Genomic DNA, 15,460 nt, shown 5'->3' with positions numbered 1-15,460 from the left:
TGGCATCGGCCTGCTGTGCTGCCGGTGGGCGCGGACGTGACTCGACCCGGCAACGGCGAAGACGGCGGCGGTTCTTTGGTTCGTGGGGTTATTCGGTGACGTTGATGATCATGGTCAGGCCGCCGGCGCCGTCGGTTTCGACGTTGTTGTTGGTGGTGTGGTGGTTGATGTGGCAGTGGATGAGCCACTGGCCGGGCTCGAGCGCGTTCCAGAGCACGTCGTAGCGTTGTCCCGGCCCGACGTTGATCGTGTCGGCCTGGAACCGCTGCGCCGTGGTGAGGGCCGCCCCGTCGCGGGCGACGACGGTGAACGGGCCGCCGTGGATGTGCATCGGGTGAATGTCGATGGTGTTCGAGCCGATGAACCGCACCCGGAGGGTCTCGCCCACCTTCATGTCGATGGTCTCGGTGGCCGGGTATGCCTTCCCGTTGATGGTGAAGTAGTTCGGCATGCCCCCTTCCATCGGCATCGCCGGATAGGTCAGTCCCTCCCGGGACAGCCACTCCTGCAGCTGGATCGTGTACTCGTGATCGGCGGGCGGCTGCAGGCCGGGGTCGGCGGGGTCGATGATCAGCGCCCCGTACAGGCCGAGGGCCTGCTGCCGGTCGGCGTGATCGTGGGAGTGGTAGAAGAACGTGCCCCACTGCTTCACCGTGTACTCGTACCGGTAGGTGTCGCCGGGTTGGATGGGATCCTGGGTGATCCCGGCGGGCCCGTCCATCTCGTTGGGCACGTCCAGGCCGTGCCAGTGCACGGTTGTGGACTCGTCGAGCTCGTTGGTGACGTCGATGCGGATCCGGTCGCCCTGGGTGACCTGCAGCCGAGGCCCCGGGATCTGCCCGTTGTATGCGTACGCGTCGACGGTGACGCCGGGGAGGATCTCCCAGCGGATCTGGGACACGGTCAGTTCGAACACCTTCACCCCGTCCTCGATGCGGGCAGGTTCCCACCGTCGGCGCCAGCCAGATCATCCGCCCCGACGGCAGCACCCTCACCGGTCTGCCCGCCGGACAGGCCGGGGCGATGATCGCCGACACCGACCTGCGCGCCGGGCTCACCCCCGCCGTCCTCATCGGGCAAGGCGTTTCCACTGTCACCCTATGGGGTGGGCTGGGTGGTCTCGCCCTCACCGGTGCGATCGCCCGGCGGCGACGCCCCCCTGCCGTGGCCTGACCAGGCATGCCCGCCAGACAACCCGGGGCTATCCGACGGGCGGGAGGACGAGGCGGCGGATCTCCGCAGCGATCAGGTCCGATTCTGTGGCGGGGATGTAGTGGCCGGAGCGGGCAGCGACCACGTGCCGGCCCTGCCGGGACTGTGCGGCCCGATACCGCCCGGCGGCGGTCGCGGCATCCCGGACCCGTCGCGGCATCCCGTCCGCGAGACTGCCCGAGATGACGGTGACCGGGACATCGGGCAGCACCGGCGGGTCGCCGCGCCAGGCGTGCAGCTCGGTGAGGAACGTGCGCGCCTGCCGACCCTGGGTGACCACCACCGCGGGCCGGAACGCCTCCCGGTGAAGATCCGCCCGCACATCCGCGGGCATCCCCTCCCCGAGGAACCGGAAGAACCGCTCCAGCAACCCCACCCGTGCCAGCACCCACTCCACGGCGATCACGATCTTCTCCCCGACCCGGAACGGCACACCGAACTGCTGGGTCGCTGCCTCGTCGGTCGGATCCACCAGCACCAGACCGGCCTCCCGGTCCGGGCGGCCGGTCTGCTGCCTGCCGCACGATCGGGCCGCCCGCGGAATGCCCCACCTGCACGAACCCGCTGCTCGGCTCGAGGCCGTCCAGCAAATCGTTCAGGTCGTCGGCCATCCGGTCCAGGGTGCGCCCTGCACTATCCGGGGCGGACCGGCCCAGCCCTGCCCGGTCATACACCACGGCCCGCGTGAACGCGGCGACCCGGGTCTGCAGCAACGCCCAGGTGGAGCGGGTCGCCGCCGATCCCGCCTCGAACACCACCGTCGGCACCCGGGGCCCCGGCGGGGCCCGGCAGCACCATCGCATAGGGTGCGCGCCCGCCACGGGTGCGCACCCACACCGGCTCCCCCTGCGTGTGCACACGCTCCCCCGCCATGACCCGCCCTACCGGTCCGTGCCCTGGCGGGAGGCGCCGGTCGCGGCGCGGTGGGCCTTCTCCCGCAGGGCCAGCAGGGCGAGGGTGTCGTCCTTGATCTGGGTGCGGCCGAGGATGCCCCAGTGCGCGCTCAGGTGGTCTTCGAGGTAGCGCAGCACCCGGGCGAACGGGACGGTGTGCCACGGCGCCCCCGCCCCGGGCGGGGAGGTGGGGTTGCCGAACACGACCGTGCGGATCGTGCGCCCTTCCGGCGCCACCGTCCGTCCCGTTCCCAGCAGTTCGGCGACCAGCCGGGCGGCATCGGTCGGGGCGCAGCACCCGAACCGGGTGAACGCGGCTTCCAGCACGGCCGGGTCCCGCATCGCCGGGTTGGGGTGCGGGCGGCCTTCCTTGACCTCGCCGACGATCATGTCCGCTCCGCCCCCGGCACCCAGGGCCGGGTCCAGCGGTGCGTCGACGGTCCCGGACGCTCCCGGTGCGCGGTGCAGCCGTACGGCGAGGATGTCCAGGTCGGTGATGGTGCGGGGACCGCCGGGACCGGTGGCGTCCAGCACGGGGTATTCGGCGACGGTGAAGTAGCCGTTGACCCGCAGGTACGCCTGCACCAGCGCGACCGCCGTGTCCACCCTCTATCTCCGACCGGGTTATCTGGCCGGTCAGGCGGCGTGCGCGTAGCGGGCCGGGTCGGCGTCGAACAGCGGCCCGCACTCGGCGCAGCAGAACCAGTACCGGCTGCCCTGGTAGTCGCGGAACAGGCCGCGCTGCTCGGCCCAGGCCGGGTCGACCTGGTTGCCGGGCATCACCGGACAGGTCACCAGGTTCGTCGCCCCCGCCGGCGGCTCGTGATGGTGATGCTCGTGCGCACCATGCTCGTGTCCTCCATGGTCGTGCCCGTGCGTGTGGTCGTGCCCGGAGTGGTCGTGGTCGTGGGACATGGTGTGTCTCCTTCTCGAGCGATGGTTAGGCCTGGACGGGCGCGGGCTCTCGGGTGGCGGGGGCGCCGGCACGGGTCGGGGTGGGCAGGGGGCGGAAGCGGCGCAGGCGGAGGCTGTTGGTGACGACGAACACGCTGCTGAACGCCATTGCCGCGGCGGCGAGGATGGGGTTGAGCAGGGCGAGCATCGCGACCGGGATCGCGGCGACGTTGTACGCGAACGCCCAGAACAGGTTCCCCTTGATCGTGCCCAGGGTGCGGCGGGCCAGCCGGATCGCGTCCGGGACCAGCATCAGGTCGCCGGAGACGATGGTCAGGTCCGCGGCGGTGATGGCCGCGTCGGTGCCGGTGCCCATCGCGATCCCGAGGTCGGCGGCGGCGAGGGCTGCGGCGTCGTTGACGCCGTCGCCGACCATCGCGACCACCCGGCCCGCGGCCTGCAGGTCGCGGATGGTGTCGAGCTTGCCCTGCGGGGTGACCCCGGCGCGGACGTCCTCGATCCCGGCCTGGTTGGCGATCGCGCGGGCGGCGCCGGGGTTGTCGCCGGTGAGCAGGATCGGGGTCAACCCGAGCTCCCGGAGCCGTGCGACCGCCTCACGGCTGGTGGGTTTGATGGTGTCGGCGACGCTGATCGCCCCGCGCACCTGCCCGTCCCACGCCACCACCGTCACCGTCGCCCCCGCCGCCTCGTCCGCCGCGATGGTCGCGGCGAGGCCTGAGGGGATGGGGAGCGCCCATTGGGTGGTGATCCAGGAGGCGCGGCCGGCGGCGACCAGGCGGCCGTCGACGATGCCCTGCACGCCTTGACCGGCCTCGGCGGCGAATGACTCCACGGCATCCGTCGGGCCGTCGGCTGCGGCGGTGATGGCGCGGCCGATGGGGTGCTCGGAGCCGTGCTCGAGCGCCGCGGCGAACCGGATCAGCTCCGCCTCATCGGTGCCGGGAGCGGGGTGGATGCCGGTGACGGTCATGGTGCCGGCGGTGATGGTGCCGGTCTTGTCGAGCACGACGGTGTCGATGCGGCGGGTCTGCTCGAGCACCTGGGGTCCGCGGATGAGGATGCCCAGCTGGGCGCCGCGGCCGGTGCCGACCAGCAGAGCGGTCGGCGTCGCCAGCCCCAGCGCGCACGGGCAGGCGATGATCAGGGTGGTCACCGCGGCGGTGAAGGCGACCTCCAAGGGCGCCCCCGCGATCAGCCACCCGGCGAACGCGGCCAGGGCGAGGACGATGACGATGGGGACGAAGACGGCCGACACCCGGTCGGCGAGGCGCTGCACCTGGGCCTTGCCGGTCTGCGCCTCCTCGACCAGCCGCGCCATCCGGGCCAGCTCGGTGTCGGCGCCGACGCGGGTGATCTGCACGAGCAGGCGCCCGCCGGTGTTCACAGTCGCGCCGACCACGCGGGAGCCGGGGGCGACTTCGACCGGCACGGACTCGCCGGTCAGCATCGACTCGTCCACCGCGGACATTCCCTCGGTGACGAGGCCGTCGGCGGGGATCTTCTCACCCGGCCGCACCACCACGACATCACCCGGAACGAGCTGTGCGACGGGGACGCGCTGCTCAGTGCCTTCGCGGAGGATCACTGCGTCCTTGGCGCCGAGCTCCAGCAGGGCGCGCAGGGCCTCGCCGGACTGCCGCTTGGCACGAACCTCGAGGTAGCGGCCGAGGAGGATGAACACGGTCACCAGCGCGGCGACCTCCAGGTACACCTCGTGGCCACCGGCCTGCGGGGTGCCGACGAAGGTGACGCTCATCCGCATTCCCGGCATCCCCGCACCGCCGAAGAACAGCGCGTACAGCGACCAGCCGAACGCGGCCAGCACCCCGACGCTGATCAGAGTGTCCATCGTCGCCGCCCCGTGCCGGGCATTGATCGCCGCGGCGCGGTGGAACGGCCACGCCCCCCACACCACCACCGGCGCGGCCAGGGTGAGCGTGAGCCACTGCCAGTAGGTGAACTGCAGGGCGGGGATCATCGACAGCACCGCGACCGGCACCGCCAGCACCGCCGAGACGATCAGCCGCTGCCGCAGCGACGCCAGCTCATCGTCCCGCGGGATGGTCTGCTCAGCCGTGTCGGGCACAGGCGGGGCTGGGAGGCTCGCTCCGTACCCCGCCTGCTCGACCGCCGCGATCAGCTCCTCCACCGGCACCGGGGCCTCCGAGTGCACGCGGGCCTTCTCGGTGGCGAAGTTGACCGTCGCCTCCACCCCGGGCAGCTTGTTCAGCTTCCGCTCGACCCGCGTCGCGCACGACGCGCAGGTCATCCCGGTGATGTCGAGATCGACGTCCAGCGTGCTCATGAGGCTGCGGCGAGGCTGTACCCGGCCTCCTCCACCGCCGCCCGCACCCGCTCCGCATCCACCGGCGTCGCGCTGGACACCGTCACCGTGGACACGCCACCGGCGTGCAGATCGACCGCGACGTCGGAGACACCGTCGATCGCGGAGACCTCCTCGGTGACGCTACGCACGCAGTGCGCGCAGGTCATCCCCTCCACCAGGAACTGCGCCGACACGGTCTCACCCGCCGCCGTCTGCTGCGCCGGCGCGCCGGTGTCGGTGGCTGCCGTGGCGTGGGAGGTGGGGCTGCAACAGGCGCAGCCACCGCCGGTGCTGGTCGCCTGCAGGCCGAGGTCCTGGAATCCCTGTCCGGTCATGATGTGCTCCCTTCAAGAGCGTTGAACGATGTGAGTGGGGACGACGTTAGGAGCGCACGAGGCGCGCGATCGCGGCGTTCGCCTCGCGGAGCTTCTCCTCCGCGAGCGGGCCGCCTTCGGCGGTCGCCTGCGCGACGCAATGCGCGAGGTGGTCTTCCAGCAGCGACAGCGCGACGGACTCCAGCGCCTTCGTCGCCGCCGACACCTGGGTCAGCACGTCGATGCAGTACACGTCCTCGTCGATCATCCGCGCGATCCCGCGCACCTGACCCTCCGCGCGGCTCAGCCGCGCCAGCAGCGCCGGCTTGTTGTCCACATACCCGTGTGCCATCTCGCACCTCCACCCACAATCTACCATACCCTGTAGGGGTACAGGGTGTAGGGTGAGGTCATGACCGGCATCCAGGAGCCGCGGCCCGCACAGACCACCCGTTGGCACGTCGTGACGGGCGGTCCCAGCTCGGGCAAGACCACCACGGTCAACCTGCTGCGGGGCCGCGGGTACACGACCAAAATCGAGCACGCCCGCCACTACATCGACCTGCAACGGATCACCGGGCGCAGCACCGCGGAGGTGCGGGCACGGCAGAGCGAGTTCCAGCGCGCCGTCGTCGACATGCAGATCGAGCAGGAACGCTCCCTCGACCCGCAACAGACCGTGTTCCTGGACCGTGCTCTGCCGGACTCGCTCGCCTACTACCGCTTCCTCGGCCTCGCCCCCGGCACCGCCCTGCTGGGCGCGCTGGCCGGCGCCCGGTACGCGACGGTGTTCCTGCTTGACCTGCTCCCGCTGGCGTCCGACTACGCGCGCACCGAGGACCCCGCCGCGCAGCGGCGCATCCACGACCTGCTCGGGCTGGTGTACCAGGAGCTGGGCTTTCCCGTCGTCACCGTCCCCGCACTCGCCCCCGACGCGCGCGTCGACTTCATCCTCGAACGAGCATCGGCCGGCACTCCAGCCGAGAGGGGCGTGAGCTGATGGGCGCGGGGAGTAGCCGGTACCGGCAGATCGGGGCCGTGCTGCGCCGGCACGGACTCGGCGTCCTGGCCGGCGTGCTGGGCCTGGGCGGCTTGGTGCCGTTCCAACGCGGCGCCCTCGGACACGCCCGGCAGGAGGACCCCTACACGAACCCCGAGCATGTGCGGGTCGCGTTGGAGGAGCTCGGGCCGACGTTCGTGAAACTGGGCCAGATCCTCTCCACCCGGCACGATCTGCTCCCCGCGGCATGGGTCGCCGAGTTCGCCAAACTGCAGGACGACGTCGCCGCGGCACCGTGGGAGGGCATTCGGGACGTGCTCCGTGAAGAGCTCGGCGCCGACCCAGAGCACGTGTTCGCCCAGTTCGACCCGGTGCCGCTGGCGGCGGCGTCCATCGGGCAGGCGTACGCGGCAACTCTTCACGACGGCACCGAGGTCGTCGTGAAGGTGCGCCGGCCCGGCGTGGTCGCGCAGGTGCATGAAGACCTGGACATTCTCCGCAACCTCGCCGACCGCGCCGACCGGCGCTGGGATGCCATCCGGCAGTACGACCTGCCCGGGCTGGTGGAGGAGTTCTCCCGCACGCTGCGTGCCGAGCTGGACTACCTGCAGGAGGCCCGCAACGCCGAACGGTTCGCGCAGGAGTTCGCCCACGCGGCGCGGGTGCGGATTCCCCGCGTGCACGGGGAGACCACGACCTCGCGCGTGCTGACCCTGGAGCGGATGAGCGGGGTGCGGATCGACGACCTGGAGGGCCTGGACGCCGCCGGCATCGACCGGGTCGCACTCGCGCGGCTGGGTGCCGACATCGTGCTCACGATGGTGTTCGACAACCGGTTCTTCCATGCCGACCCCCATCCCGGGAACATGTTCGTGCAGCCCGACGGCGCGCTCGCGCTGATCGACTTCGGGATGGTCGGGGAGCTCACCGAACAGACCACGGACGGCCTCGCCGGCATCGTGCTCGCCTTCACCCGCGACGACCCGGACACCCTCACCACCGCCCTGATAGAACTCTCCCGGACCGCCGACGTCGTCGACCGGGCAGGGCTGCGGCAGGCGATCACCGCGTTCACGGCCCGCTACCGGGGCCGTTCGCTGTCGGAGATCAGCCTCGCAATCATGCTCCAGCAGCTGCTCGGCATCCTGCAGCAGCACCAGCTGCACCTTCCGCAGGAGACGGCGCTGCTGTTCAAAGTGCTGATGATGGCCGAAGGGACCGCGGCGCGGCTGGATCCGGACTTCCAGATGCTCGACGCCCTGCAGCCCTACGCTGAGCAGCTCACCCGCGCCCAGCTGTCCCTGCCGGCTCTGGCCCGGCGATGGGCGCGCGCGGGAGCCGACACCGGGGCACTGCTCACCGAGCTGCCCGCCACCCTGAGCCGGCTCCGGCATCTCCTCGAAGACGGCGGGTTCGAGGTGCACCTGCGCGCGACGGAGCTGGAACCTCTCGTCGGGCGCGCCGAACGCGTCGGCAACCGTGTCGTCGCGGGAATGATCGCCGCCGCGCTGATCAGCGGGATCGGCACCCTCGTCGGCGGGAACACGAAATGGCGCTCCCGGGAAGGCGTCCTGATCGGCGCCGGGACCGGCACGATCGGCGCCCTCGGCAGCTATCTGCTGTGGACGCTGCGGCGCCGCCGACCCCGCCCCTGACCCGCGCACGGCTCAAGAACACCACGAAAGGAGACGAAGATGGACAGGATCAGAGTCGGCGTCAACGGGTATTGAGTGATCGGCAAGAGGGTCGCCGACGCCGTCCACGCCCAACCCGACATGCACCTGGTGGGCGTCGCGGACATCGTCACCGACTGGCGAATACAATCCGCCGTCCCGCGGCTGCCCGTAGTCGCCGCCACCCCCGACGCGCACAGCGGCATGGTGGACACCGACATCCGCCCCGAGGGAACCCTCGACGATCTCCTCGCGCAGAGCGACGTGATCGTCGATACGACCCCCAAGCACGTCGCCGCCGGAAACCTGCCCCGCTACCAGGCGGCGGGAGTAAAGGTGATCGTGCAGGGCGGGGAAGCGCACTCGACCACCGGGCACTCCTTCGTCGCCCAGGCCAACTACGCCACCGCGCTCGGCCGGGACCTGACCCGGGTGGTGTCCTGCAACACCACCAGCATCGTCCGCGTCCTCGGCGCGCTCGAAAACGCCGGGCTGCTGCTGCGCGCCCGCGGGGTTACTGGTAGGGCCGAATGTCGCAGGGTGCACTATTCATCCTGGGATTAATTCAGTCAACACTGTATGATCAGTGCATGCTGACCATTGCTCCACGTCTCGACGTCATGAACCGGCTCGGCCGGGCCATGGCGGACCCGACGCGCTCCCGGATACTGATGACCCTGCTCGACGGCCCCAGCTACCCGGCGGTGCTCTCGCGTGAGCTGGAGCTGACCCGCTCGAACGTCTCGAACCACCTGACCTGCCTGCGCGACTGCGGCATCGTGGTCGCCGAGCCGGAAGGGCGGCAGACGCGCTACGAGATCGCGGACCCGCACCTCGCGGCGGCGCTGACCGCGCTGGTGGACGTGACGCTCGCGGTGGACGAGCACGCGCCCTGCATGGACGCTTCGTGCACGGTGCCGGGCTGCTGCGGGACGGGAGCGGGCGCGTGAGCGCGGCGTGCGGCTGCGAGCACGACGAGCCTGAGACCGCAGTCGGCGAAGAGGCCGAGGAGGCGGAGCGCCGCTGGTGGCGGGACCGCGGGATCATGGTCCCGGTCTTCGCGGGTGTGGCGTTCCTCACCGGTCTGGCGCTGGAGTGGTCCGGGATGGAGATCCCTGCGCTGGTGCTGTTCTGGATCGGCCTGCTGCTGGGCGCGTCGACGTTCACGCCGGGCGCGATCCGGAAGCTGTTCACGGGCAAGCTGAGCATCAGTCTGCTGATGACGATCAGCGCGATCGGTGCGGTCATCCTCGGCTACGTCGAAGAAGCCGCGGCACTGGCGTTCCTCTACTCGATCGCCGAGGCCCTGGAGGACAAGGCGATGGACCGCGCCCGCGGCGGGCTCCGGGCGCTGCTCAAGCTCGTCCCCGAGACCGCGACCATCCGGCGCGACGGGGCCTCGGTCGAGGTCGCCGCGAAGGACCTCGCCGTCGGCCAGCTGATGCTGGTGCGCCCGGGCGAGCGGATCGCGACCGACGGCGTCGTCCGCACGGGCCGCTCCAGCCTGGACACCTCCGCGATCACCGGGGAGTCGATCCCGGTGGAGGTCGAGCCTGGTGACTCAGTGTCGGCCGGCGCGATCAACACCGCGGGAGCGCTGGAGGTCGAGACGACCGCGGCGGGCACCGACAACTCGCTGACCACCATCGTCGAGCTCGTGGAGCAGGCACAGGCGGAGAAGGGGGACCGCGCTCGTCTCGCGGACCGCATCGCCCGCCCGCTCGTGCCGGGTGTGCTGATCCTCGCCGTCCTGGTCGCCGTGATCGGTTCGCTCTTCGGTGACCCGGAGCTGTGGATTACCCGCGCCCTCGTGGTGCTCGTGGCGGCGTCGCCGTGCGCGCTGGCGATCTCGGTGCCTCTCACTGTTGTCGCTGCGATTGGTGCGGCGAGCAAGTTCGGCGTGATCGTCAAGTCGGGTGCCGCGTTCGAGCGGTTCGGCGTGATCCGCCACGTTGCCGTCGACAAGACCGGCACCCTCACCCGCAACGAGCCCGCCGTCGCCGCCGTCCTCACCGTGGACGGTGTGAGCGAGGCGGAGGCGCTGGCGTGGACGGCCGCCCTGGAGCAGCGCAGCACCCACCCGCTCGCGGCCGCGATCACCGCCGCAGCGCCGGATGCGCCTGCGGCGGAGGGCGTGACCGAGCAGGCCGGGCACGGCATCGAGGGCGAGCTCGATGGCGCGCGGATCACCGTCGGCAGTCCCCGCTGGCTGCACGCCGGCACGCTCGACGACCGGGTCGCGGGGCTGGAGGAGCAGGGCATGACGGTCGTGATCGTCCACCGCGACGGCGTCGCGGTCGCCGCGATCGGCGTCCGCGACGAGCTGCGCCCGGAGGTCCCCGAGGTCGTGCGCACCCTCGCGACCCAGGGCATCGGGGTGACCATGCTCACCGGCGACAATGCCCGCACCGCCCGCGCTCTCGCTGCGCAGGCAGGGATCGAGGACGTGCGCGCCGAGCTGCGCCCGGAGGACAAGGCCGCCGCGATCGCAGAGCTCGGTGCGAAGGGGCCGGTCGCGATGATCGGCGACGGCATCAACGACGCCCCTGCGCTGGCCGCCGCGGACATCGGGATCGCGATGGGCGCGACGGGCTCCGACGCCGCGATCGAGTCGGCCGACGTGGCCTTCACCGGTCACGATCTGCGGCTTCTCCCGCGCGCGTTCGCCCATGCCCGTCGGGGGCGGCACATCATCAACCAGAACATCATCTTGTCGCTGCTGATCATCAGCGTGCTGCTCCCGCTCGCCCTCTTTGGCGTCCTGGGGCTTGCGGCAGTGGTGCTGGTGCACGAGATCGCCGAGGTGATCGTGATCCTCAACGGCCTGCGCGCCGCGTCGACGCGGAAGGCAAGCACGTGACCGCGCAGGACGTCGCCGCCGCGTGACGGCTTGATCCGGGACCATGCGGATGACCTTTAGATTTCACATCAGAGTTCGCGCGCGTTGATCGGCGACTTGCCTGCTGGCTAGGGGCCTATCGGGCGGGCCGCATGCCGGGGTCTAATGGCCATGATCATTTGGTTCCGGTTTCCCTTCGCCTCGGGTCTGTCTTCGTTATGGTCGGGCGAAGGGGCGGGCAGCAGTCGGGGTCGTTTTCGCGGCGGTGTCGCCTGGCACGCGCTGTCATCACGATGCTTGCAACCACCGCGAGGATCAGGAGTGCGGCACCGCCCGTGATCACCCACGGGTTGCGGAGGAGGGTGCCGATCCCTGTGATCGTGCCTCCGACGACGAGAAGTGGAAGGAGGGCGCAGCAGCCGACCACGAGCAGTGCGGCGACGGCCCCAAGGAGCAGGCCACGGCCGCCTCGCTGGTCGTCCTGGTTGGGAGGCATTGGTGTTCTGTCCTCTCGTGGTGCCGTCTCAGCAGCAGGTCTCGGGACCGCAGCAGCTTCCAGACAGTTCGTCGGCACCGGTCCGGGGGCGCTCGAGCATCTCGGTGATCAGGGTGCTGCCAACCTCGAAGGCATCGGCGACCGTGAGGATTTGGGCCATCGGGTGTTCCGTGAGCCATCCGGCGGCGTCCTCGCGGGAAGCGAAGTAGTGGACCTGGTTGCAGAACGAGGAGCGAATCGAGTGCATGGCCTCGGGGCTGACCAAGGACACCACCGCGGTCGCCGGTTCCACGCTAGTGACACCGGCGGTCGAGTCGACGGTGACGCGGATCGTGTCGCCGCTGGCCGGGGAGATCGATTCGACCCGGGCGGGCCGATCGAGGAGCGGGCGAGGCTCCAGTTTCTGATGGGGTGGATCCGCTGTCTGGCGCGCGGTCAGGCGCAGCAGGACAGCATCGACACATCGGTGGTGAAGGCCTTGGCGACGATCCGGATGCCTTCGGCCGTGGTCAGGTACGGGGCCCACGCGTCGGCGACCTCGGTGATGGTCTTGCCGAGGATGTGGACACCTGCGGCGGCGAGTTCGCCGGCGTCCTTGGCGACCGCGGTCAGGCCGAGGATCTCGCCGGTGTCCGCGTTGGCGACCATCTTGATGAACCCGCGGGTGTCCCGGTTCACCAGCGCGCGGGGCACGTACTCCAGTGGCAGGACACGGCAGTCGCAGCGGATCCCGGCCGCGATGACCTCCTTCTCGGTCATCCCGACCGCGCCGACGGCAGGGCTCGTGAATGTGACCCGCGGCATCCGCGTGTAGTCGACCGACGTGCTGGCGTCAGTGAAGGCGTTCTCGGCGACCAACGTGCCGTGCCGGGCTGCGACGTAGACGAACTCGGGGTGCCCGGTGACATCCCCAGCCGCCCAGACGCGAAGGTTGGAGGACTGCAACTGGTCGGTGACCACGACCTCTCCGGCCGCGCCGGTCTTCACTTGCACGGTCTCGAGGTTGAGCCCGTCGGTGACCGGGGCGCGGCCGAGCGCGACGAGGATCTCGTCGGCACGGAACTCCTGCACGCCGCCCGAGACCTCGGCCGCGGCGACGATCTGGCCGGTGCCCGGGTCGCGGGTGACGCGGGTGGGGATGGCGCGGCGGACCACTCGGATGCCCTCGTCGGCGAAGATTTCCTGCAACGCCTTGGAGACTTCCGGCTCCTCCTTCGACGCCAGCCGGGACCTCACCAGCAGAGTCACCTTCGAGCCGAGCCGGGCGAACAACTGTGCCATCTCCAGCGCCACGTAGCCCCCGCCGAGCACCAGCAGCGAGTCAGGCACCTCGGACAGCTCCATCGCCGACGTCGAGGTGAGAAAGTCGACGCCGTCCAGCCCCTCGATGGCAGGAGCCCACGGGCGGGAGCCTGTGGCGATGAGGTAGTGGGCGGCCTCGATGGTTTCGACGGTGCCGTCCGCGGCGGTGACCTCGAGGACCGACGCATCCGGCGTGCCGGCGAACGCCGCCTCGCCCTGGCGGACCGGCCAGCCGTAGGCTTCTGCCACGTCGATGTACTTCTCACTCCGCATCGCCTCGACCAGGTCCTGCTTGCCACCCACCAGCCCGTGCATGTCTACCGGGCCAGCGGTGGCGGCGATCCCCGGGAACCGGGAGCCCGCATCCGCGGCCACGTGGCGGGCCTCGGCGGCCGCGAGCAGCGCCTTGGACGGAACGCACCCCGTGTTCACGCACGTGCCGCCCAACGTGCCGCGCTCGATCATCACCACCGACTTTCCCAGTGTGGTGGCGCGGATCGCCGCGGCGAATGCCGCGCCACCCGACCCAATCACGGCCAGATCAAACCTCGATGGCATCCTTATTCCTCCCTGGACATCTTGGAACATCCCGCTGATACACTCATCATGAACCTTCCACCACAGGGGAAGGTCAAGCACGAAATTTGCGACCAGCGAAAAGGGGGGGCGGGGAATGCGGATCGGAGAGCTCGCCGACGCGGCCGGCACCACGGCGAAGACGTTGCGGTTCTACGAGGACCAGGGGCTCCTGCCGCCGGCCGGGCGCACGCCCAGCGGCTACCGCAACTACACCGCCGAGACCATCGCCCGAATCGACTTCATCCACCGCGGCCAAGCCGCTGGACTCACCCTCGCCCAGATCCAGCAGATCCTCCACATCCGCGACCACGGCCAAGCGCCCTGCAGCCACGTCCGCGACCTCCTCGACGCACGCCTCACCGATATCGACCAGCAGCTCAGGCAGCTCCACGACCTGCGCGACACCCTCGCCGGGCTCCGCGACCAGGCCGAGCACGTCGAGCCCGACACGTGCAGCTCGGATCAGGTCTGCCGCTATCTGTAGCCAAGCCCGGGGGTCTGTCCGATAATTCAGGCAGTCCCACTGGAGGCGCAAGCGTAGCGGGAGGCCATTGGTGCTCAGGTCGAGGTTGAGCGCAGCGCGGGATAGTCGGACCATTCGCCCCCGGAGAGGCGTGCCCAGGCGGCAGCTGATGACGCCGTGATGCCGAGCAGGTCGGACACGATTCGAGGATGCAGTTGTCGGGTGAGGTCCATCAGCGCGGTGACACGAGCGCTGCCGGCGAGGAGTCCTTCTTGACGGAGTCGACGGCTGAGCGGCCCGGGGGTGATCGGTCGGCCCGGGTTCCTGCCCGGGAAGAGCCAAGTGTCGGAGCGGTTGCCGTCGAGCAGCTGGACCATTGCTTCGGCGAGGACTTCGGGCAGCTCGATCGGTTCAGTTCCGACCGTCAGCGTCATGGGGCGCGCGGTCGTATCGACTTGTGCGCGGGTGATCGCTGCGATGCGGGTCAGGTGGAGCCCGTAGAACAGGACGAGCAATCCGCTGACTCGCGTCACGGGATCCATGTCGTCTCGCGTGATGAACGCGCGTGCCATCGTCCACCGATGGTCGGCGGCGTAGTCGCGCCCTTCGAGGCGATGGCTGCGGAACTCGACCCGGAGGCGGCTCAGGCGGTGCCGTCGCAGCCACCGGGTGAACGGCGCGGGGGCATCCCGTTGTGAGGGCGAACCGGTGAGGAAGCCGTCGAGAGATCGCTGCGGGTATGTCGTCAGCGTTTCGCCGCTCGCGCGGATCTGCTGCAGGAGGGCCGCGCACCGCTTCAGCGCCGCACGCACCTTCTGATAGGTGGAGCCGGATCGGACGGCCGTAGCTGGTCTGCCCCTGAGTGATCTGCCCGACGGCAGCAGCTCCCAGGTGCAGTACCGCCGTAGGAGGAGCCGGTCCTCGGGATGGGGGACGGTCGGAAGCCACCGTTGGAACCAGTGCTCGAACCTCGCCGCTTGGATGTCGAAATCGGGCAGCACGCCTGAGCGGATGAGGAGCGAGAGCAGGAATGCCACGGACTGGCCGGCGTGCGCTCTGGTCATGATCGCGTCCGCGGTGAGGGGCAGCGTGCCATCGGCGAGCTCACGGAGGACGACCGCACAGCGGCTCTTGTACAGCCACCGCTCGAGGGAGATCGCACTGCCGTGGTGCGTCACCAGATACTCCGCGAGCGGGTGCAGCTCGGGGCGGATCTCTCCGCTGTCGTCAGCAAGCAGTTGCTGGATGGCGATAGGTCGCCGGCACTCTACGCATAGCCGGTGCTTGCGCACCTCTTCGATCGTCCCGCATCCCGGGCATGCCATCGTCACGGGAGCTCCTGCGCACTCGGCGCAGACCTTGTGCCCATTCATGAAGCCAGTGAGGAACACCTTCCGCCCGCACTCCGGGCACGGCTGGGGGCGTCGCATCGCGTAGTAGAAGCGGGC

General features: G+C 70.4%; 17 protein-coding genes. 7 read left to right on the top strand and 10 right to left on the bottom strand.

From position 1 onward, the window contains the following. Positions 1-88: 88 nt before the first annotated feature. Complete coding sequence (locus tag WFI52_RS08435; RefSeq protein WP_336626839.1) at positions 89-916, bottom strand: multicopper oxidase family protein; 828 nt, start codon at positions 914-916, stop codon at positions 89-91. Positions 917-1,023: 107 nt separating this feature from the next. Here WFI52_RS08435 and WFI52_RS08430 point away from each other — a divergent pair, with 107 nt between their 5' ends. Next, positions 1,024-1,173: a hypothetical protein gene (locus WFI52_RS08430; protein ID WP_336626840.1), complete on the top strand. Its 150-nt coding sequence runs from the start codon at positions 1,024-1,026 to the stop codon at positions 1,171-1,173. Between the two features lie 28 nt (positions 1,174-1,201). Here the strand turns inward: WFI52_RS08430 and WFI52_RS08425 are convergent, their stop codons facing one another. The 6 genes from WFI52_RS08425 to WFI52_RS08400 form a co-directional block, all read right to left on the bottom strand. Next, positions 1,202-1,690: an alpha/beta hydrolase gene (locus tag WFI52_RS08425; protein ID WP_336626841.1), complete on the bottom strand. Its 489-nt coding sequence runs from the start codon at positions 1,688-1,690 to the stop codon at positions 1,202-1,204. A 403-nt stretch (positions 1,691-2,093) separates the two neighbouring features. Continuing rightward, positions 2,094-2,711 carry a hypothetical protein gene (locus WFI52_RS08420; RefSeq protein WP_067165095.1) on the bottom strand — a complete coding sequence of 206 codons (618 nt, stop codon included), beginning with the start codon at positions 2,709-2,711 and terminating at the stop codon, positions 2,094-2,096. Positions 2,712-2,741: 30 nt separating this feature from the next. Further along, positions 2,742-3,020: a YHS domain-containing protein gene (locus WFI52_RS08415; protein ID WP_005049577.1), complete on the bottom strand. Its 279-nt coding sequence runs from the start codon at positions 3,018-3,020 to the stop codon at positions 2,742-2,744. Between the two features lie 25 nt (positions 3,021-3,045). After that, positions 3,046-5,325, bottom strand: a complete 2,280-nt coding sequence (locus tag WFI52_RS08410; protein WP_067165091.1) for a heavy metal translocating P-type ATPase — start codon at positions 5,323-5,325, stop codon at positions 3,046-3,048. Further along, positions 5,322-5,681 (bottom strand): heavy-metal-associated domain-containing protein, encoded by a 360-nt coding sequence (locus tag WFI52_RS08405; protein ID WP_051498747.1) that lies wholly within the window; start codon positions 5,679-5,681, stop codon positions 5,322-5,324. The genes WFI52_RS08410 and WFI52_RS08405 overlap by 4 nt, the downstream gene beginning before the upstream one ends. Positions 5,682-5,727: 46 nt before the next feature. Further along, positions 5,728-6,012 (bottom strand): metal-sensitive transcriptional regulator, encoded by a 285-nt coding sequence (locus tag WFI52_RS08400; RefSeq protein ID WP_005049572.1) that lies wholly within the window; start codon positions 6,010-6,012, stop codon positions 5,728-5,730. Between the two features lie 60 nt (positions 6,013-6,072). Here WFI52_RS08400 and WFI52_RS08395 point away from each other — a divergent pair, with 60 nt between their 5' ends. The 5 genes from WFI52_RS08395 to WFI52_RS08375 all read left to right on the top strand — a co-directional run bounded on the left by WFI52_RS08395 (position 6,073) and on the right by WFI52_RS08375 (position 11,193). After that, on the top strand, positions 6,073-6,660 hold the full coding sequence (locus WFI52_RS08395) for an ATP-binding protein (RefSeq protein WP_336626842.1): 588 nt from the start codon (positions 6,073-6,075) through the stop codon (positions 6,658-6,660). Further along, positions 6,660-8,315 (top strand): ABC1 kinase family protein, encoded by a 1,656-nt coding sequence (locus WFI52_RS08390; RefSeq protein ID WP_336626843.1) that lies wholly within the window; start codon positions 6,660-6,662, stop codon positions 8,313-8,315. Before WFI52_RS08395 ends, WFI52_RS08390 begins: the two co-directional genes overlap by 1 nt. 75 nt (positions 8,316-8,390) lie before the next feature. Beyond that, a complete protein-coding gene (locus WFI52_RS08385; protein WP_336626844.1) occupies positions 8,391-8,897 on the top strand; it encodes a hypothetical protein in 507 nt (168 codons plus the stop codon). A gap of 26 nt (positions 8,898-8,923) precedes the next feature. Then, on the top strand, positions 8,924-9,283 hold the full coding sequence (gene cmtR / locus WFI52_RS08380) for a Cd(II)/Pb(II)-sensing metalloregulatory transcriptional regulator CmtR (protein WP_060960787.1): 360 nt from the start codon (positions 8,924-8,926) through the stop codon (positions 9,281-9,283). After that, complete coding sequence (locus WFI52_RS08375) at positions 9,280-11,193, top strand: heavy metal translocating P-type ATPase (RefSeq protein ID WP_336626845.1); 1,914 nt, start codon at positions 9,280-9,282, stop codon at positions 11,191-11,193. Before cmtR ends, WFI52_RS08375 begins: the two co-directional genes overlap by 4 nt. A 503-nt stretch (positions 11,194-11,696) precedes the next feature. On the opposite strand, the gene merB is transcribed toward WFI52_RS08375, so the two are convergent. Both merB and merA read right to left on the bottom strand, forming a co-directional pair. Then, a complete protein-coding gene (gene merB, locus WFI52_RS08370) occupies positions 11,697-12,194 on the bottom strand; it encodes an organomercurial lyase (protein ID WP_082829205.1) in 498 nt (165 codons plus the stop codon). Next, a complete protein-coding gene (gene merA / locus WFI52_RS08365; RefSeq protein WP_336626897.1) occupies positions 12,104-13,528 on the bottom strand; it encodes a mercury(II) reductase in 1,425 nt (474 codons plus the stop codon). The genes merB and merA overlap by 91 nt, the downstream gene beginning before the upstream one ends. A 115-nt stretch (positions 13,529-13,643) precedes the next feature. On the opposite strand from merA, the gene WFI52_RS08360 reads away from it, so the two are divergent. Beyond that, positions 13,644-14,033, top strand: coding sequence for a heavy metal-responsive transcriptional regulator (locus tag WFI52_RS08360; protein WP_017828519.1), 390 nt, complete (start codon positions 13,644-13,646; stop codon positions 14,031-14,033). 74 nt (positions 14,034-14,107) lie between these two features. On the opposite strand, the gene WFI52_RS08355 is transcribed toward WFI52_RS08360, so the two are convergent. Next, positions 14,108-15,337 (bottom strand): hypothetical protein, encoded by a 1,230-nt coding sequence (locus WFI52_RS08355; RefSeq protein WP_336626898.1) that lies wholly within the window; start codon positions 15,335-15,337, stop codon positions 14,108-14,110. Positions 15,338-15,460: the final 123 nt, after the last annotated feature.

The sequence above is a fragment of the Microbacterium sp. MMO-20 genome (assembly GCF_037147735.1).
Taxonomy (GTDB): Bacteria; Actinomycetota; Actinomycetes; order Actinomycetales; family Microbacteriaceae; genus Microbacterium.
The sequence above is the reverse complement of the archived record's forward strand: the minus strand, read 5'-3'. Positions and strand labels throughout refer to the sequence as shown.